We start from the raw sequence: 20,686 nt of genomic DNA on the forward strand, positions 1-20,686 counted from the left end.
TCAGAAGTCCAGCTGCAGCGCGGCCAGCCGGGCATACAGCCCGCCCTGGCGGCGCAGGTCCTCGGGCGTGCCGATCTCGACGATGCGCCCCTTGTCCATGACCACGATACGGTCGGCCTGCTGCACCGTGGCCAGGCGGTGAGCGATGATCAGCGTGGTGCGCCCTTCCATGGCGGCGGCCAGGCCTTGCTGGACGAGGATTTCCGATTCGGCGTCGAGCGCGCTGGTGGCTTCATCCAGCAGCAGCAGGCGCGCGCCCTTGAGCATGGCGCGGGCAATCGCGATGCGCTGGCGCTGGCCGCCCGACAGGCGCGTACCGCGCTCGCCGAGAAAGGTGGCGTACCCCTCGGGCAGGCGTTCGATGAATTCATCCACCCGCGCCGCGCGCGCCGCCTGCAGCACCGCGGCTACGTCCGCCTCGGGGCGGCCGTAGCGGATGTTGTCCATGGCGCTGGCGGAGAAAATCACCGGGTCCTGCGGGACGATGGCGATGTCGCGGCGCAGGTCGTGCAGGCGCAGCTCGCGGATGTCCTGCCCGTTGATGCGGATGGCACCGTCCGACACCTCGTAATAGCGCAGCAGCAGCTGGAACAGCGTGGTCTTGCCGGCGCCCGAGGGGCCGACCAGGGCCACGTTCTCGCCCGGCGCGATGTCGAGGCTGACGTCGTCGAGCGCATTGATCTGCGGGCGGGCCGGATAGGCGAAGCGCACATGTTCGAAACGGATCGCCGCCTGCGCTGCGGGGGCCGGGCGGCTTGGTGTGGCCGCTTCGCGGATGGCCGGTTCGGCCTGCAGCAGTTCGAGCAGGCGCTCGGTGGCGCCGGCAGCGCGCATGGTGTCGCCCCACACCTCGGCCAGCGTGCCCACGCCGCCGGCCACCAGTGCGGCGTATAGCACGAAGGAGAAGAGCTGCCCCTCGGTCATGGCGCCGGCGGCGACCTGGCGCGCGCCGATCCACAGCACGAAGATGATGGTGCCCATGATGGCGGTGATGATCAGCGCGGTGAGCGCGGCGCGCACCCGGGTGCGGCGGATGGCGGTGACGAAGCTGGTTTCGGTGCGCGCGGCGAAGCGCCCGGCCTCGGCCGCCTCTTGGGTGTAGGCCTGCACCGTGGGCATGGCGTTGAGGATCTCGCCGGCCAGCGCCGAGGCGTCGGCGATGCGGTCCTGCGACTCGCGCGACAGCGCCCGCACCTTGCGGCCGATGGCGAAGATCGGCAGCGCCAGCAGGGCCATCAGCCCGAGGTTGAGCGAGAACAGGTGGAAGCTGGTCACCGCCAGCATCACCATGCCGCCCACGCACTGGAACAGGCTGCGCAAGCCCATCGAGATCGAGCTGCCGACCACGGTCTGGATCAGCGTGGTGTCGCCGGTCAGGCGCGACAACACCTCGCCGGTCTGCAGGGTTTCGAAAAACTGCGGCGACTGCCCCAGCACCCGCGCATACACCGCACTGCGCAGGTCGGCGGTGGCGCGCTCGCCGATCCACGACACCATGTAGTAGCGCCCGGCCACCGCCAGCGCCCACACGCTGGCCAACGCGAACAGCGCGAGGAAGCGGCCGTCCAGGCTGAGGCCGTCGGCGGGCGGCGAGGCATGGCCGAAACCGGCATCGATCAGATCGCGAAAGGCCAGCGGCACCAGCAGGATGGCCGCCGAGGCCAGGCACAGCAGCACAAAGGCCGCCGCGATGCGCCCGCGGTAGGGCCGCAGGAAAGGCCACAGCCCGCGCAGGGCCGACAGACGCTGGGGGCCGACAGGGCGGGACGGGGCGGAGGAGCGGGAGCGGCGAGCCATGCGCGCGATTATCCTGGAAACGGCCCTTGGACGCGCCCGGGTGTGCGGCGGGCAGGCGCGCTTGCCGTCGTCATGGGCTACAACACAAGCAGGGGCATCTCTGGCGCAAGGGGGATGAACGATGACTAACGACCCAGGCTTGTTGTTCTCGCCGATCACCATCGGTTCGCTCACGCTGCCGGCGCGGCTGTTCAAGACCGCCACGGCCGAGACTCGCGCGGATGCGGACGGCTTCGTGACCGATGAAGTGATCGACTTCTACCGCCCGATCGCTGCCGGTGGGGTGCCGTTGATCATCACCGGCAACCTCTACATCAGCCGCCAGGGCAAGTCCGCGCCGCGCCAGCTCGGGGCGGACGCCGACGACAAGATCCCCGGCCTGGCGCGCATGGTGGACGCGGTGCATGCACAGGGCGCGAAATTCTTCGCTCAGCTCAACCACTGCGGCCGCCAGGTGGTGCCGGACTTCGTCGGCGCGAGTGAGGTGGTGTCGGCCTCGGCGGTCAAGGACCTGCTCACCGGTACCCGCCCGGAAGCCATGACGGTGGCGCAGATCCGGCAAGTGATCGACGATTTCGCCGCCGCCGCGGCGCGCTGCCAGCAGGCCGGCTTCGATGGCGTGCAGATGCATTCGGCCAACGGCTACCTGCTGAGCCAGTTCCTCACCCCCTACACCAACCGCCGCACCGATGAGTACGGCGGCTCGCTCGAACGCCGCACCCGCTTCGGCCGCGAGGTGTACCAGGCCATCCGTGGGCGCGTCGGGCCGGACTACCCCATCATCCTCAAGATGAATGGCGCCGACCGCCTGCCGCTGCGCGATGGGCTCAAGACCGATGAGCTGGTCGACGTGGCGCGCATCATGGCGGCGGAGGGCATCGACGCGGTGGAGATCTCGGTGGGGCACTACGAGTCCGGCTTTCCGATGGTGTGCGGCACCTTCCGCCGCTGCCTGCGCCACATGATGCGCGGCAGCATGGCGCACCTGCCGCCGCTGCGGCGCCATCTGCTGCGGGTGTTCCGGCCGCTGGTGACGGTGGCCTGCGACCTGCTGTGGCCGGGGCGCGAGGGCTTCAACCTCGACTACACGCCGAGCTTCAAGGCGGCGCTGGATATTCCGGTGATCTGCGTCGGCGGCTTTCGCACCCGCGAGACCATGGAAGCTGCGCTGCAGAACGGGCTGTGTGACGCGGTGTCGGCCGGGCGGCCCTTCATTGCCGACCCGTGGCTGTTCCGTCACCTGCGCGACGGCGAGCCCGGTCCGCGCTGTGTGGACTGCAACGGCTGTGTCGGCCACCTCGGCGCCCAGCCGGCCGACTGCTACCACCCGCGCGTGCGCGCCGAAAAGGACGCCATGCTGGCTGCGGCGCCCGGCGGGGTGCCGCCTGGCGCCTGATGCGTGTCACCGCCAAGCTGCCGGCGGCTCGAGGCGGATGGCCGACGCCGTGCGGGCCGTGCGGCAGCCCGCCTGAGAATCGCGATCGGGGCGAATACCGTTGGTCATGGGCGCCGAAACCCGAAACCCGGGAGGAGGCGACCCTCCGCCGTGGCTATGCGGAATGCGTTTTCACGAAAATGGTGATGCCAAGAACCGATAGCACGATGGCCAGAAACGCCACCAAGAACCATCCGCCGGAAGAGATCCCCGGCTTCAATACCGCCTCGCTGGGTTTGTCCGGGTTGTAGAAAACTTGAACTTGAGCGCCCAGCGGGTAGTGACTCAACAACTTTTGGTGAAAGGACTCACTGTTGCTGCGCAAGTAGAGAAACTCGATTCGTCGGGACGTGAAGCTTTTGCCACCAATCATGTACGAGTATTCGACCAGCGCTTCATAGACTTTTGAAACTGTCGTTCCGGTTCCTCGTGTTGTTTTTTTGGACAGCTCGCTTCTGACAACTTCTCCAGAGACACTTGGCCATTTTCTGGAGCTCGCGTAGCGCGGTAAAAGAAACACGAAAGTGTAAAAAGCCCCGAGGAGAGCCCCCGAAAACACGATGAGCAGAGGAGGTTCGACTTGCTTCAACAACATCTCGATCACTTGGTGTACTCCGTTTCCATTGAAGGAGAGGCATCGCCCGCGTGCCGGCCGATCCTCCATTGGCCCCGGATTCCGCTGCGCTGCATTCGGCTACGGCTACGGCTGCGACTCCGGCGCCTGATGCCGGGCGCGATGAACCCCACGTTCGCGCGCATCCCGTTCGGCATCCGGATCGTCGATCGTCTCAACCGCTGCGATGCGCGCCACATAGTCCGTCGGCAGGCCGGCCTCGCGGGCGCCGGTCAGCACATGATGGACATACCAGGCAAACGGCCGCAGCGTGGCATCCACCCGTAGCGCACGGTACATGAATGCCTCGATCACCGCGCCATCCGCGTTGCCTACCGCCACCGACACCCCCGCGTAGCCCGGCCCCTCGATGGCGTCGAGCACCGCCTTTTCCGCCGTCGTGAGGCCAAACAGCACCCCTAGCACGCGGTCCGTCGCATCGCCCGTGGCGATCACGTCCAGCTTCGCGGAGCCGTCGGCGCCGCACTTGTGAAAGCGCAGCACATGCCCTGCCAGCGTCGCCACCCCGAGCCGCCGTGCCTCCGGAATGCGCGCGCGCAGGCGCGCCGCCGACATGTTGGAGCCGTAGGCGAAGTAAGTGAGGAGGCTATCGGGCATGGGCGGGTATTTTACGGATGGCTGCTGCCGACATCACAACTCACAGCTCGGTCCGGTTCTCGGTCCCTTCGCCCGGCGTGACAAACAGCATCCGCGTGGGCACCGAGGTCTTCGCCGTATGCCAGGTGCCGGCCGGCACCACCACATACTTGCCCGGCTGATCCAGACAAATGCTCGCGTCCCCCTCCGCCGTGCGCAGCACCATCTCCACCCGGCCCGCCAGCAACACCACCACCTCATCCCCGGCCGGATGGCGCTCCCAGGTCGGCCAGTCGGTGGCGAAGGCGTATTCGGAGATCAGCACGCGGCCCTTGAAGTGGTCGAAGTTCGTGTCCAGATCGGTGTAGATGGACGGCGTGACCGGAACCGTGCTGACCGACAGGTCGGGATTCAGCACGGCAAAGACTTCGGCGAGTTTCGGGGCGGTGGCGGACATGGTGGGGGTCTCCTGGGGGTTGTGTTCAAGCGACCTTCGGCGTGCTGCGATTAAGCACAGGGAGAGACTACGGTTTTTTTTCGACAGCATGTCGATCTTGCATGCTTGGCGGAAATCCGTGGTCTCTTCCCCATCTTCCCGAGATGCCACGCGTTACCGCATGCGCGTGACCCGGATTCCGCTACGCAGCATCCGGGTCACGCGTGCCGGTCCTAGTGCATCGAGTTCAGTCCGAACATGTTCCCCTCCGTATCCTTACAAAGCGTGACCCAGCCGAACTGGCCAATGGAGAATTTGGGGCGCACGACCTTGCCGCCGGCTGCCGCTACCCGTGCTTCTTCCACGGCGCAGTCATTCACCGTGAAGTAGATCATGGTGCCGCCAGGCCCCGGGCGGGAATGGGGAGACTTGACGAGCGCGCCGGCGGCACCGTACGCGCTCATGTTTGCGGGAAAGCTCCGCATGACAGTCTCTCCGGTCGGGTCGCCAATCGGCTCCAGTGGCTGCTGGAATACGGCCTCGTAGAAGATCACGGCGCGGTCCATCTCTTCCACGTACATATCGAACCATCCAATCGCGTTCGGCTTATCCATCTCAGGCTCCTTGGTTACAGGTAGAGCCGTGAGGATAGTGGCCTCGCTCTGCGCGGTCTTGTAGAAATCAGACGCCGAAGCGCTTGCGGTATTGCACCGGGGTGTAGCCGATAGCCTGCCGAAAGGCATGGGTGAAATGAGCCTGATCGGCGTAAAGATCGAGATAGTGTTTTCGGAAAGACTGTTGCACGCGCAGAACTTTGAGCAGGTCGTGTGGCGCAAATCCGGTGAGCCGTTTGAGTGTGCGCTGCAGCTGACGAGAGGACACACCAACCACCGCCGCCATATCGGCCACGGATCGGATGGCATCGATCTGTGACAAGATGCGCGCCATATCGTGGTTTGCGCGGATGTGGCTATGCGCTATACACCACCGCACCTGCTCGGCAAGCACGTGCGTCATGTCCGCGAATTCGAGACCGACGAGTCGTCGATTCGTCTGTACCAGCGGCAATGTGCCTTGGTACGGCGCGCCGACATACCGATTCAAAATCTCGTTCCGGTCCCCTTGCCACACCCCCGGATAGAACTGCACTCCCACGTAGTGGAAGAAGGTGCCGAGGTTGAGTGTCGTGGCTGCGGTATGGAGTGCTGTGATACCGGCAATTTCGGTGTCGACCAGGTTGAATAAGAGATTCACGCAGGCGTCGGGCAGCGCGTGATAGTGAAAGTCCTCTGGCAACGTGGCAAGTGTCCGCAGTTCCCAGAAGCAGTGCACCACATCAGACAAATCGTCGGTGGGCGCCAACTCGGTGTAGCGCACAGCCGATCCGCGAACCGAGAAACCGTCGGGTGCAGGGGAATACATGGTCGATAGATTCGATGGGGCAAGCGAGGATATGGTCGCGCAGATGGGGGCGGATTTTACGTTCTTTGCCGACTCTTGGCATTTTCGGGCCCGGTCCCTGGGGGCTTGGTCGGCTGCGGCGGTGGTGACTCCGGCGGCCAACATGCACCTCCAGATCTGCGCATCGTGGCAGAAGATCGACCCGCCGGTTTTCGATGGCGTTGGCGATCTTGACGTGTTCGGGTTCTCGTCCGAGCAGAGCTCGTCGGTGACGCTGACGAGGATGGTACCCGTCCGCTTGCCTTTCCCCTTTTCGTCATTGCGCCGTGCGCAGGCCGCTCGGAATGAAAAAACGCCGCAAGCGAGTGCTTGCGGCGCGGCCTTGTCAACATCGGAGACGATCAGCTGGCCTTGGTCGCTCTGTGTGCTCGTATGAGGCCGATGTAGAGGCTGATGCACATGGCCAGAAGAACGATGGTGAATGGGAAGCCCGTTGACACCGCCATCGCTTGCAAGGCGTTCAAGGCCTCTTCGCCACCGACCAGCAACAGGGCGGCTGCGACCAGTCCCTCGAAGGTGCACCAGAAGACCTTCTGTGCGACCGGTGCATCGGTCTTGCCACCGGAGGTGATGGTGTCGATGACCAGCGATCCGGAGTCCGACGAGGTGACGAAGAACACCAGCACAAGGATGATTCCGAGGATCGAGGTGATCGTCGTCAGCGGCAGATGCTCAAGCATGACGAACAGTTTCAGCTCCAGTGCGGCGTCCTTCACGGGCGCTGCGGCGTCAGCCATCACCTGGAAGACCGCGGTGCCGCCGAAAGCACCCATCCACAAGACGCTCACCACCGTGGGGACAATGATGACGCAGAAGATGAACTCGCGGACGGTGCGGCCGCGTGATACGCGTGCGATGAACATGCCGACGAAGGGCGACCACGAAATCCACCAGGCCCAGTAGAACGCGGTCCAGCCTTCCATGAAGTTGGTGTCTTCGCGACCGAAGGGATTGGACAGCGGGATCAGCTCCTGCACATACGCGATGCCACCGGATACGATGGTGTCGAAAATCGCCTGGGTCGGACCGACGGCAATGACGAATATCAGTAGCAGTGCCGCCATGCCGATGTTGACTTCGGACAGGATCTTGACGCCGCCGTCCAGGCCGCGGAGGACCGATATGAGCGCCATCGCGGTAATGATGGCGATCAGGACCACCTTGGCCACGTCGCCGGTACCCCAGCCGAACAGGTGGTTGAAACCCGCCAGCGCCTGTTGGGTACCGAACCCCAGGGAGGTTGCCAGACCGAACAGCGTCGCGAACACCGCGACAATGTCGATGATATGGCCCCACCAGCCCCAGACGCGCTCGCCCAGGAGCGGAAAGAAGGCCGAGCGCAGCGTCAGCGGCAAGCCGTTGTTGTAGGTGAAGAACGCAAGCGACAGCGCAACGACCGCGTAGATCCCCCAAGGGTGAAGTGCCCAGTGGTAAATGGTCGCGGCCATCCCGAGGTCACGGGCAGCCTCGGCATTTCCGGCGGCGGCCCCGAGCGGCGCCCAGTCGGTGCGCGCGCCGGCCTCCTGGGTGACTCCCCCCATGGAAGAGGCAAAGTGCGACATGGGTTCGGAAACACCGAAGAACAGCAGTCCAATCCCCATGCCGGCCGCGAACAGCATGGCGAACCAGCCAATGTACGAGTAGTCGGGCTTGGCGTCCTGTCCGCCGAGACGGATCTTGCCGAGCGGCGAAAACATCAGGAAGGCGGCAAAGAGAAGAAAGATGTTGCCCGCGCTGAGGAAGAACCACGCGAAGGTGGAGGTCAGGGCTGGACGCAGCCAGTTGAAGAATTCGGCGGCCTGATCCTGGAAGGCCAGTGTGATGAGTACGAATGCGACGATCGACAAGCCGGAGATCGCAAATACGGGGTTGTGAATATCCAGCCCGAATGGCGTGACGTTATCCCGACCGATTTCGTAATCTGTTTCAACCGGATGCGGGACCAGTTCATCTTGACCCACTATGGCATCTGTCATGGGGGTTCCTCCTCTGTTATGCGCAGCGCCAAAGAGTCGTCGGTGTGGATGATTGCCTGAACTGGCGCGCGGCGCCGTTCAAGTATTACCGCATTTTTATGTGTGTGTCTCGCCCGGTGCGACGGGATCTTTGCACCATGCGACATCGTTCGCGTTGAGTAATGGCCGTGTTTTGGCATGCGCCAAGCATTGTTGTTCGTCGGGTCGCCGGGCGGGAAGATGCCTGCAGGAAGAGGTCAGAGGTGGCTGTCGTCGAGTCGTGTGGCGTGGATCATCCGCCGCTCGCCCAGCCCGATCTGCCGTCGACTCTTTTCGTCGCAAGACGCGGTTTTCGATGATGACGGGCCAAGTGCGTGATCTGTATGGGCCGCGTCTGGAATGGCGCTTGCGCTATAACGAAGCATGCGGCCATCCGGGCCGTCCTGCAGATCGCAAGGGAGTTGCCCCATGCATGTTCTCGTTCTCGGTAGCGGTGTGATCGGCACCACCATGGCCTATTACCTGGCCCGCGACGGGCATGAGGTGACGGTGGTGGATCGTCAGCCCGGGCCGGCGCTGGAGACCAGCTATGCCAATGCCGGCGAGGTGTCGCCCGGCTACTCGGCGCCGTGGGCGGGGCCGGGTGTTCCGGTCAAGGCGATCAAGTGGATGCTGATGCATCACAGCCCGCTGGTGATCAAGCCCATGCTCGACCCGGCGATGTGGCGCTGGGGCCTGGCCATGTTGCGCAACTGCACGGCGGCGCGCTATCGCCGCAACAAGGGCCGCATGGTGCGTCTGGCCGAATACAGCCGCGACTGCCTCAAGCAGCTTCGCGCCGACACCGGCATCGAGTACGACCAGCGCAGCCAGGGCACGCTGCAGCTGTTCCGCACCCAGAAGCAGCTCGACAGCGTGGGCAAGGATGTGGACATCCTCAAGGCGTTCGACGTGCCCTACCAGGTGCTGGCGGGCGATGCCTACCTGGAATACGAACCCGCGCTGGCGCAGGTCAAGGACAAGTTCGTCGGCGCCCTGCGCCTGCCGGGCGACGAGACCGGTGACTGCTTCAAATTCACCCAGCGCCTGGCGGTGATGGCCGGCGAGCTGGGGGTGGATTTCCGCTTCGGGGTGAACATCCAGGGCGTCGACAGCGAAGGCGACCGCATCACCAGTGTGCGCACCGACGCCGGCGTGCTCACGGCCGACAGCATCATCCTGGCGCTGGGCAGCTATTCGCCGCAGCTGCTCAAGCCGCTGGGCATCGACACGCCGATCTATCCGGTCAAGGGCTTTTCGATCACGGTGCCGATCAGCGATGCGGCGATGGCGCCGGAATCGACCATCATGGACGAGACCCACAAGGTGGCGATCACCCGCCTGGGCGACCGCATCCGGGTGGGCGGCACGGCGCAGCTGTCGGGCTACGATCTGCGGCTCGACCCGGCCCGCCGCGGCACGTTGGAATTCGTGGTGGGCGACCTCTTCCCCAAGGGCGGCGATGTGGCGCAGGCCGAGTTCTGGACCGGCCTGCGGCCGATGACGCCCGACGGCACGCCGATCCTCGGCGAGACGCGCTATCGCAACCTCTACCTGAGCACCGGCCACGGCACGCTGGGCTGGACCATGGCCGCCGGCACCGGCCGCGTCATGGCCGATCTGATCGCCGGGCGCTCGCCCGAGATCAGCATGGAGGGCCTGACCGTGGCCCGCTACCACTGACTGCCCCGACCGCGCGCCGCTAGAGCGCGATGGCCGTCCGTCGATTGCTGCCGACCTGCGGGGGCTGGGCCGGGGGGCTCGTGTGTCGGCGTGGTGTCGGGGCTCAAAAATAGCTGAGCCAGGCCTTGCGACTGTTGCGTTTGTAGTTGGCGAAGGCGCGGCAGGGGAGATAGAGGAGCGCCAGCAAGGCCACTGCCAGCGCCCAGATCTGCCAGACATGGCCGACGCTGAAGCGCCCGCCGTCCCCGCTGCCCCACAGGGTAAGGGCGGCCAGATACAACAGGTGCAGGACGTAGAGGTGCAGGATGTAGAAGAACATCGGCGCGCGGCCGAACTGGGCCAGCACCGCCAACCGGCCCGTGCCGCGCTCCAGGCGGGCGAGGGCGAGGAGGCCGACGCCGAGGGTGAGGAGCAGGAACAGCAGCGACGGCGGGTACTTGGTCACATTGACGAAGGACATGAGCGTTTCGAGCGGATCCTGTCCGGGTTGCCACAAGGCCGCCTGGCCATAGGCGCCGGTGGCGCGCAGGACGACGAAACCGAGCAGCGCGCCCGCACCGGCCAGCCACCAGACGCGGCGCCGCCGCTCCGGCGCGACGTCGCGCTGGTACAGCCGGCCCGCGACATAGCCGAGGGCGATCACGCCGATCCACGGCAGTACCGGGTAGGACGTGCGTGCGCGCAGCCCGGCCCCCAGGTCGATGATGCTACGGTCATGGAGGATGGCCCATGGCACGAAACCGGCGTCACCGGCGGCGACATGCAGGCCGTCGAGGGCGTTGTGCCCGGCGATGATGCCGATCGCCACCGCCAGCAGCGCCGGCCACGGTAGCCACAGCAAGGCGGAGAGGGCGATCATCGACAGCCCGATCGCCCAGATCACCTGCAGGTAGATCATTTGCGGGGGGAGGCTGAAGGTCCACGCAAAGTTCACCACGCTCAGCTCGAGCAGAACGAGGAACACCCCGCGTTTGAACAGATACGCACTCGCCGCGCGCCTTGGCGCGACGTGTTTGTGGCCGTAGAGCCAGGCACCGATGCCGGTCAGGAAGACGAACACCGGTGCGCAGACGTGGCTGGTGAGGCGGGTGAAGAACAGCGCCGGTGCGGTGCCCGCGACGTCCATCGGGTCGGCCACCTGGAGATGCAGGTAGAAGTACTCGCGGACATGGTCGACGAGCATCAGCGCCATCACCAGGCCACGCAGCACGTCGATCGCGAGGATACGGCCCGACACGAGCCCGTCCGGCAGGCCGCCCGCGACCGGCATCGACGGGCTCATTCCGGACGGTGTCCGAGGGCGAAGGACAGCGATGCCAGATGCTCGGTCTTGTCCGCCAGTGCGGCGTCGTCGGGAGCGGTGCTGTGCTTTGCGACGATCACGTTGAGGCCCTGATTGCGTACCTTGACGGTGACGAGGCCATGGGCATCGGTCCGCAGCGGCTCGCCGTCGGGGTCGCCGACGAAGTCGGCAATGACTTCCGCGCCGGCCACCGGCTGCCCGCGGAACTGCACGCGCAGCTGCAGGTCGTCGTCCTTGTGTTGCGGCAATGCCGCCGCGACCGGGACGATCTGCAGCGCATGGTCGGGCAATGCGGCCAGCGGGGCTTTCAGCGGTGCGCGCAGGTGCACGGCGTATTTCAGGTAGCGGCCGCTTTCCTGCGCGCCGGGGACGGCGTCCTTGGTCTTGCCGAACCATTTGCCCTCCGGCCCCTTGGTCCAGAAACCGTTGTCGAGCACCGCGGCGACGACCGCGGGCTTTTGCTGAAGGTCGACGAACAGCAGTCGGCCGACCGGCGCCAGCCCGGTGGCGACCGACTCGCCGGCCGCGTCGTAGGCGGCGACATGGCGGATTTTCGTGGCGCGTTTGGCGGTGTCGAGATCCTCGGCGCCTTCGCCGTAGACCAAGGCGAGATCGCCGCCGCGCTGCGCGAACCAGATGCCGTGCGCGCCGGCATGTCCGGCGGCAAGGGCGAGGGTGACCAGCAACAGTCGGGAGATGCGTTTCATGATGTGCTCCTAGAACTTGTAGTGGGCGCCGAGCGTGACGGTGCGGGGCTCGCCCGGTGTCAGCCACGAGCGGTCGTAGCTGCTGGCGATGTATTCGCGGTCGAAGAGGTTTTCGACACTCAGGGTCAGGCGCAGCTGGCGGACCATCTGCCAGTAAGCGGAGAGCTTGACCGTGGTGTAGGCGGGCAGGGTGAAGGTGTCGATGTAGTTGCCCGAGCGCTCGCCGATGTGAGTCACGCCACCGCCGGCGCCCCACAGCCCGCCGTCGGCGAGGGGGGCTTCCCACATGGCGAACAGGCTGGCGCTGTGGGTGGGCACGTTGGCCAGCGGCTTGCCTTCGAGGTTGACCACCTGGCCGGTCCACCAATCGACCGCGCCGCCCGTGTCTTTGGTGACTTCGGTGTCGAGCCAGGCATAGCTGGCGCTGACGCGCAGGTTCTGGGACAGCTTGCCGGAGAGGTCGAACTCGATGCCGCGGCTGCGGACTTCGCCGGCCGCGATCGAGAACACGCCGTTGGGGTCGGAGCCGGTGAGCACGTTCTCTTTGTCGATCTGGAACACCGATAGCGTGGCACCGAGGCGCTTGTCCGCCGATTCGAACTTCACCCCGGTTTCCAGCGCGCGCCCCTTCTCGGGGTCGAAGGCGTTGCCGTTGGCGTCGGTGCCGGTATTGGGGCGGAAGGACTGGCCGGCGGCGGCATACCAGGACCATTGACGGTCGATGAGGTAGGTGACGCCGATGCGCGGCGACACCGCCGAGTGGGTCTGTTCGACCGTGCTGCCGTTGAGGTGGTTGTCGATCGTCTCTTCGAAGCGGTCGTAGCGCAGACCGGCGAGCAGTTTCCAGCGGTCCGTGAGCTGGATCTCGTCCTGCACGAAGAGGGCCGTGTTGTCCTGCGTCTCGCTGCGGTTGGTGATGACCGCACCCGAACCGCTGGCCAGCGTGGTGTAGACCGGCGTGTTGCGGATGTTGTCGATGCGCATCGCGTTGTTGAGCTGACGCATCAGCACGTCGGTGTCGAACCGGTAGGCCTCGGCGCCGACCAGCACGGTGTGGCGCATGCCGCCGAGCTCCAGCTGGCCCTGCAGCTCGCCCTGCACGGTGAGGTCGTCGGAGGCGTAGTCCCGATAGCGGCGGCGCAAGGTCACGCTGTCGCCGGTGACGTCAACGAAAGGCTTCACCTCCGAGGATGTGCCCTCCAGCGTGCTGCGCTTGTAAGCGATGCCGAGGCGGCCACGCCACTGCTCGGACAGTTCATGCTCCAGCGTGATCTGATGCGTGTGGTTCTCCTGGGTCACGTCGCCGTCGTTCGGATCGCCCAGGAAGTTCTCGCGCGGCACGGCATGGAGCTTGCCGTTGACGGCGACGATGCCGCGGTCGAGCGGGGCCTGCTGGCGCAGGTACTCGCCATCGTAGGACAGAAAGCTGCGCTCGGAGAGCACCCAGGTCAGCGCGGGTGCGACGAGTTGGCGCTCGCTGTCGACATGGTCGCGGACCCCCGCCTTGTCTTCGGCGGCGACGTTCAGGCGGTAGGCGAGGTTGGCGCCGATCGGGCCGGTGGTGTCGAGCGCCGTGCGATAGCTGTCATGCGTGCCGGCGTAGAACTCGACCCCGTGCGAGGCCTTGAACTGCGGCTTCTTGGTGACGATGTTCACCGTGCCGCCTGGCTCGCTGTTCCCGTACAGGGCGGCCGACGGCCCCTTGAGGAACTCGACGTTCTCCACGTTGGCCATGTCACGCGGTGCGTTGAAGCCGCGGTTGCTGGAGAAGCCGTTGCGCAACAGGCTCATGCCGGTGTTTTCGTGCCCGGAGAAGCCGCGAATGGCGATGTTGTCCCAGGTGCCGCCGAAATTGTTCTGGCGCGAGACCCCACTCACCAGGTCCAGTGTGTCGTCCAGGCGCACCGCTTCTACATCGTCGAGCACCTGGCGGGGCAGCACCCGCACCGCCTGGGGGACTTCACGCAGTGGGGTGCCGGTGCGCGTCGCGCCTGAGGCGTCGAGCTGGTAGTACTGGGTGCCGCTGGTTTCCTGCACCTGTACCGTGGGCAGCACCACGTCGCCGACGGGCTGTGCCGTTTGTGCCCAGGCGTTGGTGCAAGCGGCCAGGGCGCCGAGCCCTGCGTACAGCACGGGCCTGACCAGGCGGGTCGGGGGCGCGCACACGGCATGTGTCAGTGGCGAAGACGGCGGCGTAGTGGCAGGCACGTGTCTGGCCATCCGTGCAGCAGCGCTGCTCGGATCGCGAAGGCTTTTGGCCGGCATGGCAATCAAGGGACCCTCCTGGGGCGGGTGTTTTGAAAGGGCCGCATTATGGGCTGTGGCGAGCGGTATCGCAATCGATTCTCATCCGCATTCATGCGAATGGCGTGTCGCTGGCCGTGGCCCGACGCTCGCCAGGCCCGCCGTCATGGAGGTTTCTGCAACGCGTGGCCTTGGTGCGGCACGTGGCCGCAATGCGAAGGGCGCGAGAGGTGGTGCCGGTGGCCGCCTTGCCGACCGGCGCCCGCGTCAACAGCAGCGCTGTCGCGCGTCTGGCGTGTTCACGCGCCCCGGCCCGCTGCTGCGGGCGAGTGCGGTGTGCCTTGGGGGGGGAAAGGTCAGCGGTTCAGTGCAAGGGAATGGGGCGTTCGGCGAGGACCTGTTTTCGGCCCTTGGCGGTGAAGCGCACGTGTTCCTGGTGACCGTTGCGGCAGCGCATGTACACCGAGCTCAGGATGCCGCCGGACGCAGCGATGCAATCTTTCTTTGATCGCGGGGCGATGGTGATCCATTCGGGCGGGTGGTCGGTGATCGCGTCGCCGGCGCTGGCCGTCATGTTGCCTATGCGCTGACCGGCCGCGCGGGCCAGACCCGATTCGGCAACGGCGGTGGCCGACCAGGCGGCGACAAGAAGCGGGATCAGACGCAAGTACATGCAAAGGCTCCGGGGGCCGGTCAAAAAAGCTGTCAGGTAGGCGCTACGGCTGCGGTTTCGGCCTGGCGCATCGGGGTCAGGCCGCAGCCTGTCGGGGCGCCAAGTATAGGTCGGCGATCTTTGATTCACCCGTGAAGAATGCCCGGTAGGGATAGGTTTCGATGGGCGATGGGCGCCGCGAGGTGGGCGGGCTTGCCATGCTGGGTGAGCGCAATTATTCTTGCACTGCTGTTTGAAATGCAATTTTAGTTGCGTGCAGTGCAGCATCTGCATCCCCGATCCACGTCCGATTTCACCGAGAGCCGCTCTGAGCCTTATGTTGATGGACGCGCACCTGCCCGATCCGCCATCGCCGCCACGCAGCGTGGAAGCGCTGCGCGAGCTGGTGGTGCGTATCCGGCGCGGCGAGGCGCAGATGTCGCTGGGGCGAAAGGCGCTGGACGTGGTGGCGCGGCTGGTCGAGCGCCCCGAGGAGGTGGCGGTGCGCTCGATCACCGAGCTGGCCGCGTCGCTCGGCGTCAATGCCTCGACCCTGTCGCGCCTGGCGCGCACCTTGGGCTATGCCGGTTTCTCCGATTTCCAGAGCGTGTTCCGCGAGCGTGTGGCGGGGGTGCATGGCCATTTCTACAGCCGCCAGGGCCATCGCCTGATCGATGCGGAGGAGGGCGCCGACGACTATGTGGGCGTGGTGGTGCAGCTGGCGCGCGAGTCCATCGCCAATGTGGAGAGCTTTCTGGCCCAGATCGACGCGGCCGAGTTGCGGAAAGTGGCGCGCCTGATGGCCCGTGCGCGCCGGGTACGCATGTATGGCGTGCGCCAGATCCATGCGGTGACCAGCCTGTTGTCCTACGGCCTGAGCCTGGTGCGGCCGGATGTGTCGCTGCTCGATTCGCCGGGCCAGGGTATTGCCGAGGCGCTGGCGCAACTGGGTAAGGGCGATGTGCTGGTGGTCTCCAGCGTCAAGCCGTACAGCCGACGGGTGGTGGACGTGGCGCGGATCGCCGCCGATGCCGGCGTGGTGGTGGTGGCGCTGACCGATTCGCGCGCCTCGCCGCTGGCGGCGCGGGCGGCGCATGTGTTTTTCATCCCGCACCAGAGCAGCTTCATCAGCAACAGCATCGGGGCCTACGTGGTGTTCTGCGAGGGCTTGATCAATCTGGTGGCCAAGGTGCTCGGCGGCAAGGCGCTGCGGGCGCTGGAGCGCCAGGAGCAGTTCCTTGAGGCGCTGGCCATCGAAATGAGGTGACGCCGCGCACGGCGTCGACGGACAAGAACGGATCCGCCGGATCCCCAGGAGCGAACATGGCTTACGAAACCATTCTGTATGAGATGAAGGACGGCATTGCCGAGATCCGGCTCAACCGTCCGCACCGGCTCAATGCGGTGACGCAGACGCTGTATGACGAACTGAACGACGCGCTCGGCGTGGCCGAGGCGGACAAGGACGCGCGCGTGGTGTTGCTCACTGGCGAGGGGCGGGCCTTCTGCGTGGGCGCCGATCTCAAGGAGCACAAGACCGGCCGCACCGCTTTCGACCGGCGCCAGTACCTGCGCGGCGAGCAGATCGTGTGCAAGCGGCTGATGCTGCTCAAGAAGCCGGTGATCGCCGCGGTCAATGGCTATGCGCTGGGCGCCGGCGCCGAAGTGGCACTGGCCTCGGACTTCATCCTGATGGCCGAGAGCGCGCAGATCGGTCTGCCGGAGGTGAGCATCGGCAACTACCTGGGCGGCGGCATCACCTATCTGCTGCCGCGCCTGGTGGGGCTGGCCAAGGCACGTGAGCTGGTCTTCCTCGGTGAGCGGGTGAAAGGCGAGGAGGCGGTGCGCATCGGTCTGGCGAACCGGGTGTTTCCCGACGAGGGCTTCCTGGATGCGGCCCGCGAGTTCGCCCAGCGCGTCGCCAGCAAGGCGCCGTTTTCGATGGAGCTGGCCAAGGAGCAGCTCAACATGGCCGCCGAGCGCACGCTCGATGCCGCGCTCAGCGCCGAGCTCGAAGGCATGATGTTCGTCGGCACCACCAAAGATTGGCAGGAAGGCATCGACGCCTTCGCCGAGAAGCGCACACCGGTATTCAAGGGGGAGTGATCATGGCTATTGCCCAACATCAATCGCTCAGCGGCCGCAGTCCGCTGCATGACATCCTGGCGCCCGAGGCGATTGCCATCGTCGGCGCCTCCTCCGATTCGACCAAGCGCGGCTACAAGGCCATGGTCGGCTTGATCAAGGACGGCTACGAGGGCGCCATCTACCCGATCAACCCCAAGGCGGACATGATCCTCGGCGTCAAGGCCTACCCCTCGCTGGAGGCGATTTCGGGCAAGATCGACCTGGCGCTCATCTGCACCCCGGCCTCGAGCCTGCCCGGCATCATCGCCGAGTGCGGCAAGAAGGGCGTCAAGGGCGCCGTGGTGCTGGCCAGCGGCTTCAAGGAGATCGGCGGCGAGGGCGTGAAGCTCGAAGAAGCCATGATGGCCGCCTCGCGCGAGCACAATGTGCGCATCATCGGCCCGAACACCTCGGGCATGTTCAACCTGCACAAAAAGGTCAATCTGCTGGCGCTGGCCAACGTCAAACCGGGCCACGTGGGCTTCATCTCGCAATCGGGCAACATGCTGTTGTCGCTGGTGCTGGAGGCCGAGCACAACCGGCATGTGGGCTTCTCGACCTATGTCGGCCCGGGTAACCAAGCGGACATCGGCTTCAACGACTACCTGCGCTATCTGGGCGAGGACGACCAGACCCATGTGGCGACGCTGTATGTCGAGGGCTTCCGCGACGGCGAGCGCTTCTTGCAGGTGGCGCGCGACGTCACCGCCGTCAAACCGGTGGTGGTGTACAAATCCGGCTCGACCGAACTGGGCGCCAAGGCCGCCAGTTCGCACACCGGTGCGCTCGCCGGCAGCTACGCGATGACGGTCGACCTGCTGCGCCAGGTGGGCGTGAGCGTGGTCCACCAGTCCGACGAAGTGCTGCCCGTGGCCGAGGGGCTGGCCCAGTTGCAGAAGGCGCCGGGCAAGCGGGTGGCGGTGGTCTCCGACGGCGGCGGCCAGGCCACCATCTCCTCCGACCGCCTGTCCGAGGCCGGGCTGGAACTTGCCACGCTGTCCGACACCACCCAGCAGCGCCTGCGCGACGTGCTGTTTCCGCAAGCCTCGGTGATCAACCCGGTCGACGTGGCCGGCAGCACCGACGCCAACCCCGCCCTGCTGGCCACCTGCATGGAGATCGTGGCGGACGACCCCAATGTGGATCAGATCTTCCTCGTCGGCATGTTCGGCGGCTACAGCATTCGCTTTGCCGAGCAGTTGCTGGGCGACGAGATGCGCGGTGCCGAGGCGATGATCGAGCTGGCCCACCGGGTGGACAAGCCGCTGGTCATCTACAGCCTGTATGCGCCGATCAAGCCGCCGGCGCTGCGCCGCCTGCACGAGGCCGGTCTGCCGGTGTACAGCTCGATCGAGCACGCCGTCCAGGTGCTCGCCGCGCTCGGCGAGCGGGGGCTGTATCTCAAGAACGCGGCTGACCAGGTGCCGATCGAGGCGGTGGTGCCGCATGCCAACCAGCTGGCCGTCTTCGAGAAGGCGCGGGCCGAAGGGCGCGACCTGTTCGAGGTCGAGGCCAAGGCCTTGCTGCGCTCGCACGGCATTGCGGTGGCCGAAGAGATTTTGGTCACCGACGCCTCGGAGCTCGCCGACGTGGCCGCCCACTTCGGCGATCAGGCGCTGGTCATGAAGGTGGTGTCGAAGGACATCCTGCACAAGTCCGACGCCGGCGGCGTCAAGCTCTTCCTGAAGGGCGAGCAGGCGCTTAGGGACGCCCACGACCAGATCATGCGCTCGTGCAAGGCCTACCTGCCCACCGCCGAGATCAAGGGCGTGCTGGTCACGCCCATGGCCAAGAAAGGCACCGAGGTCATCATCGGCGTGAGCCGCGACCCGATCTTCGGCCCGGTGCTGATGTTCGGCCTGGGCGGCATCTTCGTCGAGATTCTCGAAGACGTCGCCTTCCGCGCCGTCCCCCTGTCGCGCCATGCGGCCGAGTCGATGGTCGAGCAGATCAAGGCGCGCAAGATCCTCGAAGGCGCGCGCGGCGAGGCGGCGGTGGACAAGGCCGCGCTGGTCGACCTGCTGCTCAAGGTGTCCAGCATCGTCTCGGCCTACCCCCACCTGGCCGAACTCGACCTCAACCCGGTGCTCGCCTACGAGGATGGCTACGCCATCGTCGACGCGCGCATCATCGTCGACCAGGAGACCTCGGCATGAACGCCCCCGCCCTCACCGACGCCACGCTCGCCATCGACGGCCGCGTGGCCATGCTCACCTTCAACCGCGACGATGTACGCAATGCCCTCACCGGCACCGGCCTGATCGACGACATCGTCAAGGTGGCCGAGTGGGTGAACGGCTGCGACGACGTCTCGGTGCTGGTCATGACCGGCGCCGGCAGCGCCTTCTCGGCCGGCGGCAACGTCAAGGACATGGCCGAGCGCGGCGGCGACTTCGCCGGCGACGTGGCCGAATGCGCCGACCGCTACCGGCGCGGCATCCAGCGCATTCCGCTGGCCCTGCACAATGTCGAGATCCCGGTCATCGCCGCGGTCAACGGCCCGGCCATCGGCGCCGGCTTCGACCTGGCCAACATGGCCGACATCCGCCTCGCCTCCAGCAAAGCCAAGTTCGGCGAAACCTTCCTCAACCTCGGCATCATCCCCGGCGACGGCGGCGCCTGGTTCATGCAACGCCTCATCGGCTACCAGCAGGCCTTCGAACTCACGCTCTCCGGCCGCATCGTCGGCGCCGACGAAGCCAAGACGCTCGGCATCGTCCTCGACGTGGTCGAGCCCGACCAGCTGATGACGCGGGCCGGCGAGATCGCCACCCGCATCGCCACCCAACCCCCCAAGGCCACGCGCCTGACCAAGCGCCTGATGAAGATGGCCCAGCGCATGGAGCTGAAGGATTTCCTCGACCTGTGCGCCACCTTCCAGGGCATGTGCCACAACGAACCGGAGCACCTGGAGGCGGTGCATCGGATGTTGAAGCGGTAGGGGGCGGCTTGGCAATTGTCACGCGCCCTGTAGGGCGGGTTTCAACCCGCCACGGTCGGCTAAAGCCGACCCTACATCAGGGGGAATGGACCAACAAAAACGGACCGCAAGGTCCGCTTTTGTTGGCAAGAGCGGTAGATGAAGGCGATCGGAGAATCTGTTTGTCATTGTGCCTGGGCGTCACATATCCTTGGTGGGGCTTTTACCATCCGTTCCGAATATTCCTTGAGCCCAAGCGCCATGAAACGCCTGCTTCTTCCCTTTGTGCTTCTTGGCCTTGTGCTTGCCTGCCAGGCGGCGGAAATCACGCTGCGACCGACGCCTGACGCCGCGCCGGCTGGTCTTGGCGAAATCGCCGAAGACCGCGCCTGCACCCGCGCCTACCGGCATCAGGACACCTGGCTGATCGAACGCCGCTGTGCGGACCCGTCGCCGGGAATCATCCTGGTCGATGCGGGCGGTACGCGCCGCTTCGCCAGCTACGATTCCGCATTTACCGATTGGGCATGGCAGGAGGAATGCAATCGCGAAGAGGACTGCTACTACACCCTCTCGCTGGATAGGCAAGGCCGGATCACGGCCTTTGCCTATCACTTCGACATCAATCTGAGCGACGGGGTGGTCCGCGTGCGGGTCGAGCGCGACCGGCTGGTGGTGACCGACAAGCGGATCACGGATCGTCCGTCGTGAGCCTAC

General features: G+C 65.9%; 19 protein-coding genes. 8 read left to right on the forward strand and 11 right to left on the reverse strand.

Annotated features, from left to right (window positions below):
- Positions 1–1,797 carry an ABC transporter transmembrane domain-containing protein gene (locus I8J34_RS13925; protein ID WP_214362220.1) on the reverse strand — a complete coding sequence of 599 codons (1,797 nt, stop codon included), beginning with the start codon at positions 1,795–1,797 and terminating at the stop codon, positions 1–3.
- A gap of 121 nt (positions 1,798–1,918) precedes the next feature.
- Here I8J34_RS13925 and I8J34_RS13930 point away from each other — a divergent pair, with 121 nt between their 5' ends.
- Positions 1,919–3,193, forward strand: coding sequence for an oxidoreductase (locus tag I8J34_RS13930; protein ID WP_214362221.1), 1,275 nt, complete (start codon positions 1,919–1,921; stop codon positions 3,191–3,193).
- Between the two features lie 154 nt (positions 3,194–3,347).
- On the opposite strand, the gene I8J34_RS13935 is transcribed toward I8J34_RS13930, so the two are convergent.
- From I8J34_RS13935 to I8J34_RS13955, 5 genes are all read right to left on the reverse strand, one after another.
- Positions 3,348–3,827 carry a DUF3592 domain-containing protein gene (locus I8J34_RS13935; RefSeq protein WP_230411843.1) on the reverse strand — a complete coding sequence of 160 codons (480 nt, stop codon included), beginning with the start codon at positions 3,825–3,827 and terminating at the stop codon, positions 3,348–3,350.
- A gap of 105 nt (positions 3,828–3,932) precedes the next feature.
- Complete coding sequence (locus tag I8J34_RS13940) at positions 3,933–4,463, reverse strand: gamma-glutamylcyclotransferase family protein (RefSeq protein WP_214362223.1); 531 nt, start codon at positions 4,461–4,463, stop codon at positions 3,933–3,935.
- Between the two features lie 40 nt (positions 4,464–4,503).
- Entirely contained in the window at positions 4,504–4,899 is a 396-nt protein-coding gene (locus I8J34_RS13945) for a cupin domain-containing protein (protein ID WP_214362224.1), read from the reverse strand.
- Between the two features lie 212 nt (positions 4,900–5,111).
- Positions 5,112–5,492, reverse strand: a complete 381-nt coding sequence (locus I8J34_RS13950; RefSeq protein ID WP_214362225.1) for a VOC family protein — start codon at positions 5,490–5,492, stop codon at positions 5,112–5,114.
- A gap of 67 nt (positions 5,493–5,559) precedes the next feature.
- On the reverse strand, positions 5,560–6,255 hold the full coding sequence (locus tag I8J34_RS13955; RefSeq protein ID WP_214362226.1) for a helix-turn-helix domain-containing protein: 696 nt from the start codon (positions 6,253–6,255) through the stop codon (positions 5,560–5,562).
- Positions 6,256–6,298: 43 nt separating this feature from the next.
- Here I8J34_RS13955 and I8J34_RS13960 point away from each other — a divergent pair, with 43 nt between their 5' ends.
- Positions 6,299–6,715 (forward strand): hypothetical protein, encoded by a 417-nt coding sequence (locus I8J34_RS13960; RefSeq protein WP_214362227.1) that lies wholly within the window; start codon positions 6,299–6,301, stop codon positions 6,713–6,715.
- Here the strand turns inward: I8J34_RS13960 and I8J34_RS13965 are convergent.
- Positions 6,681–8,315, reverse strand: a complete 1,635-nt coding sequence (locus I8J34_RS13965) for a BCCT family transporter (RefSeq protein WP_214362228.1) — start codon at positions 8,313–8,315, stop codon at positions 6,681–6,683. The two genes, I8J34_RS13960 and I8J34_RS13965, sit on opposite strands and share 35 nt — an antisense overlap.
- Positions 8,316–8,762: 447 nt before the next feature.
- On the opposite strand from I8J34_RS13965, the gene I8J34_RS13970 reads away from it, so the two are divergent.
- On the forward strand, positions 8,763–10,016 hold the full coding sequence (locus I8J34_RS13970) for a D-amino acid dehydrogenase (protein WP_214362229.1): 1,254 nt from the start codon (positions 8,763–8,765) through the stop codon (positions 10,014–10,016).
- 103 nt (positions 10,017–10,119) lie between these two features.
- Here I8J34_RS13970 and I8J34_RS13975 read toward each other — a convergent pair whose 3' ends face one another.
- From I8J34_RS13975 to I8J34_RS13990, 4 genes are all read right to left on the reverse strand, one after another.
- On the reverse strand, positions 10,120–11,298 hold the full coding sequence (locus I8J34_RS13975) for an acetyltransferase domain-containing protein (RefSeq protein WP_230411834.1): 1,179 nt from the start codon (positions 11,296–11,298) through the stop codon (positions 10,120–10,122).
- Positions 11,295–12,005, reverse strand: a complete 711-nt coding sequence (locus I8J34_RS13980; protein ID WP_214362230.1) for a DUF4198 domain-containing protein — start codon at positions 12,003–12,005, stop codon at positions 11,295–11,297. Before I8J34_RS13980 ends, I8J34_RS13975 begins: the two co-directional genes overlap by 4 nt.
- Positions 12,006–12,035: 30 nt before the next feature.
- Entirely contained in the window at positions 12,036–14,192 is a 2,157-nt protein-coding gene (locus I8J34_RS13985) for a TonB-dependent siderophore receptor (RefSeq protein ID WP_214362231.1), read from the reverse strand.
- Between the two features lie 442 nt (positions 14,193–14,634).
- Positions 14,635–14,943, reverse strand: coding sequence for a hypothetical protein (locus I8J34_RS13990; protein WP_214362232.1), 309 nt, complete (start codon positions 14,941–14,943; stop codon positions 14,635–14,637).
- 322 nt (positions 14,944–15,265) lie between these two features.
- On the opposite strand from I8J34_RS13990, the gene I8J34_RS13995 reads away from it, so the two are divergent.
- From I8J34_RS13995 to I8J34_RS14015, 5 genes are all read left to right on the forward strand, one after another.
- On the forward strand, positions 15,266–16,189 hold the full coding sequence (locus tag I8J34_RS13995; RefSeq protein ID WP_214362233.1) for a MurR/RpiR family transcriptional regulator: 924 nt from the start codon (positions 15,266–15,268) through the stop codon (positions 16,187–16,189).
- A 56-nt stretch (positions 16,190–16,245) separates the two neighbouring features.
- The gene (locus tag I8J34_RS14000) at positions 16,246–17,028 is read left to right on the forward strand and encodes an enoyl-CoA hydratase/isomerase family protein (RefSeq protein ID WP_214362234.1); all 783 of its coding nucleotides are present in this window, start codon (positions 16,246–16,248) and stop codon (positions 17,026–17,028) included.
- Between the two features lie 2 nt (positions 17,029–17,030).
- Positions 17,031–19,205 (forward strand): acetate--CoA ligase family protein, encoded by a 2,175-nt coding sequence (locus I8J34_RS14005; protein WP_214362235.1) that lies wholly within the window; start codon positions 17,031–17,033, stop codon positions 19,203–19,205.
- On the forward strand, positions 19,202–19,990 hold the full coding sequence (locus I8J34_RS14010) for an enoyl-CoA hydratase-related protein (RefSeq protein ID WP_214362236.1): 789 nt from the start codon (positions 19,202–19,204) through the stop codon (positions 19,988–19,990). The genes I8J34_RS14005 and I8J34_RS14010 overlap by 4 nt, the downstream gene beginning before the upstream one ends.
- Positions 19,991–20,230: 240 nt before the next feature.
- Complete coding sequence (locus I8J34_RS14015) at positions 20,231–20,680, forward strand: hypothetical protein (protein ID WP_214362237.1); 450 nt, start codon at positions 20,231–20,233, stop codon at positions 20,678–20,680.
- Positions 20,681–20,686 lie beyond the last annotated feature (6 nt).

Origin of the sequence: Denitromonas iodatirespirans (assembly GCF_018524365.1) — a bacterium.
GTDB classification, from domain to species: Bacteria; Pseudomonadota; Gammaproteobacteria; order Burkholderiales; family Rhodocyclaceae; genus Nitrogeniibacter; species Nitrogeniibacter iodatirespirans.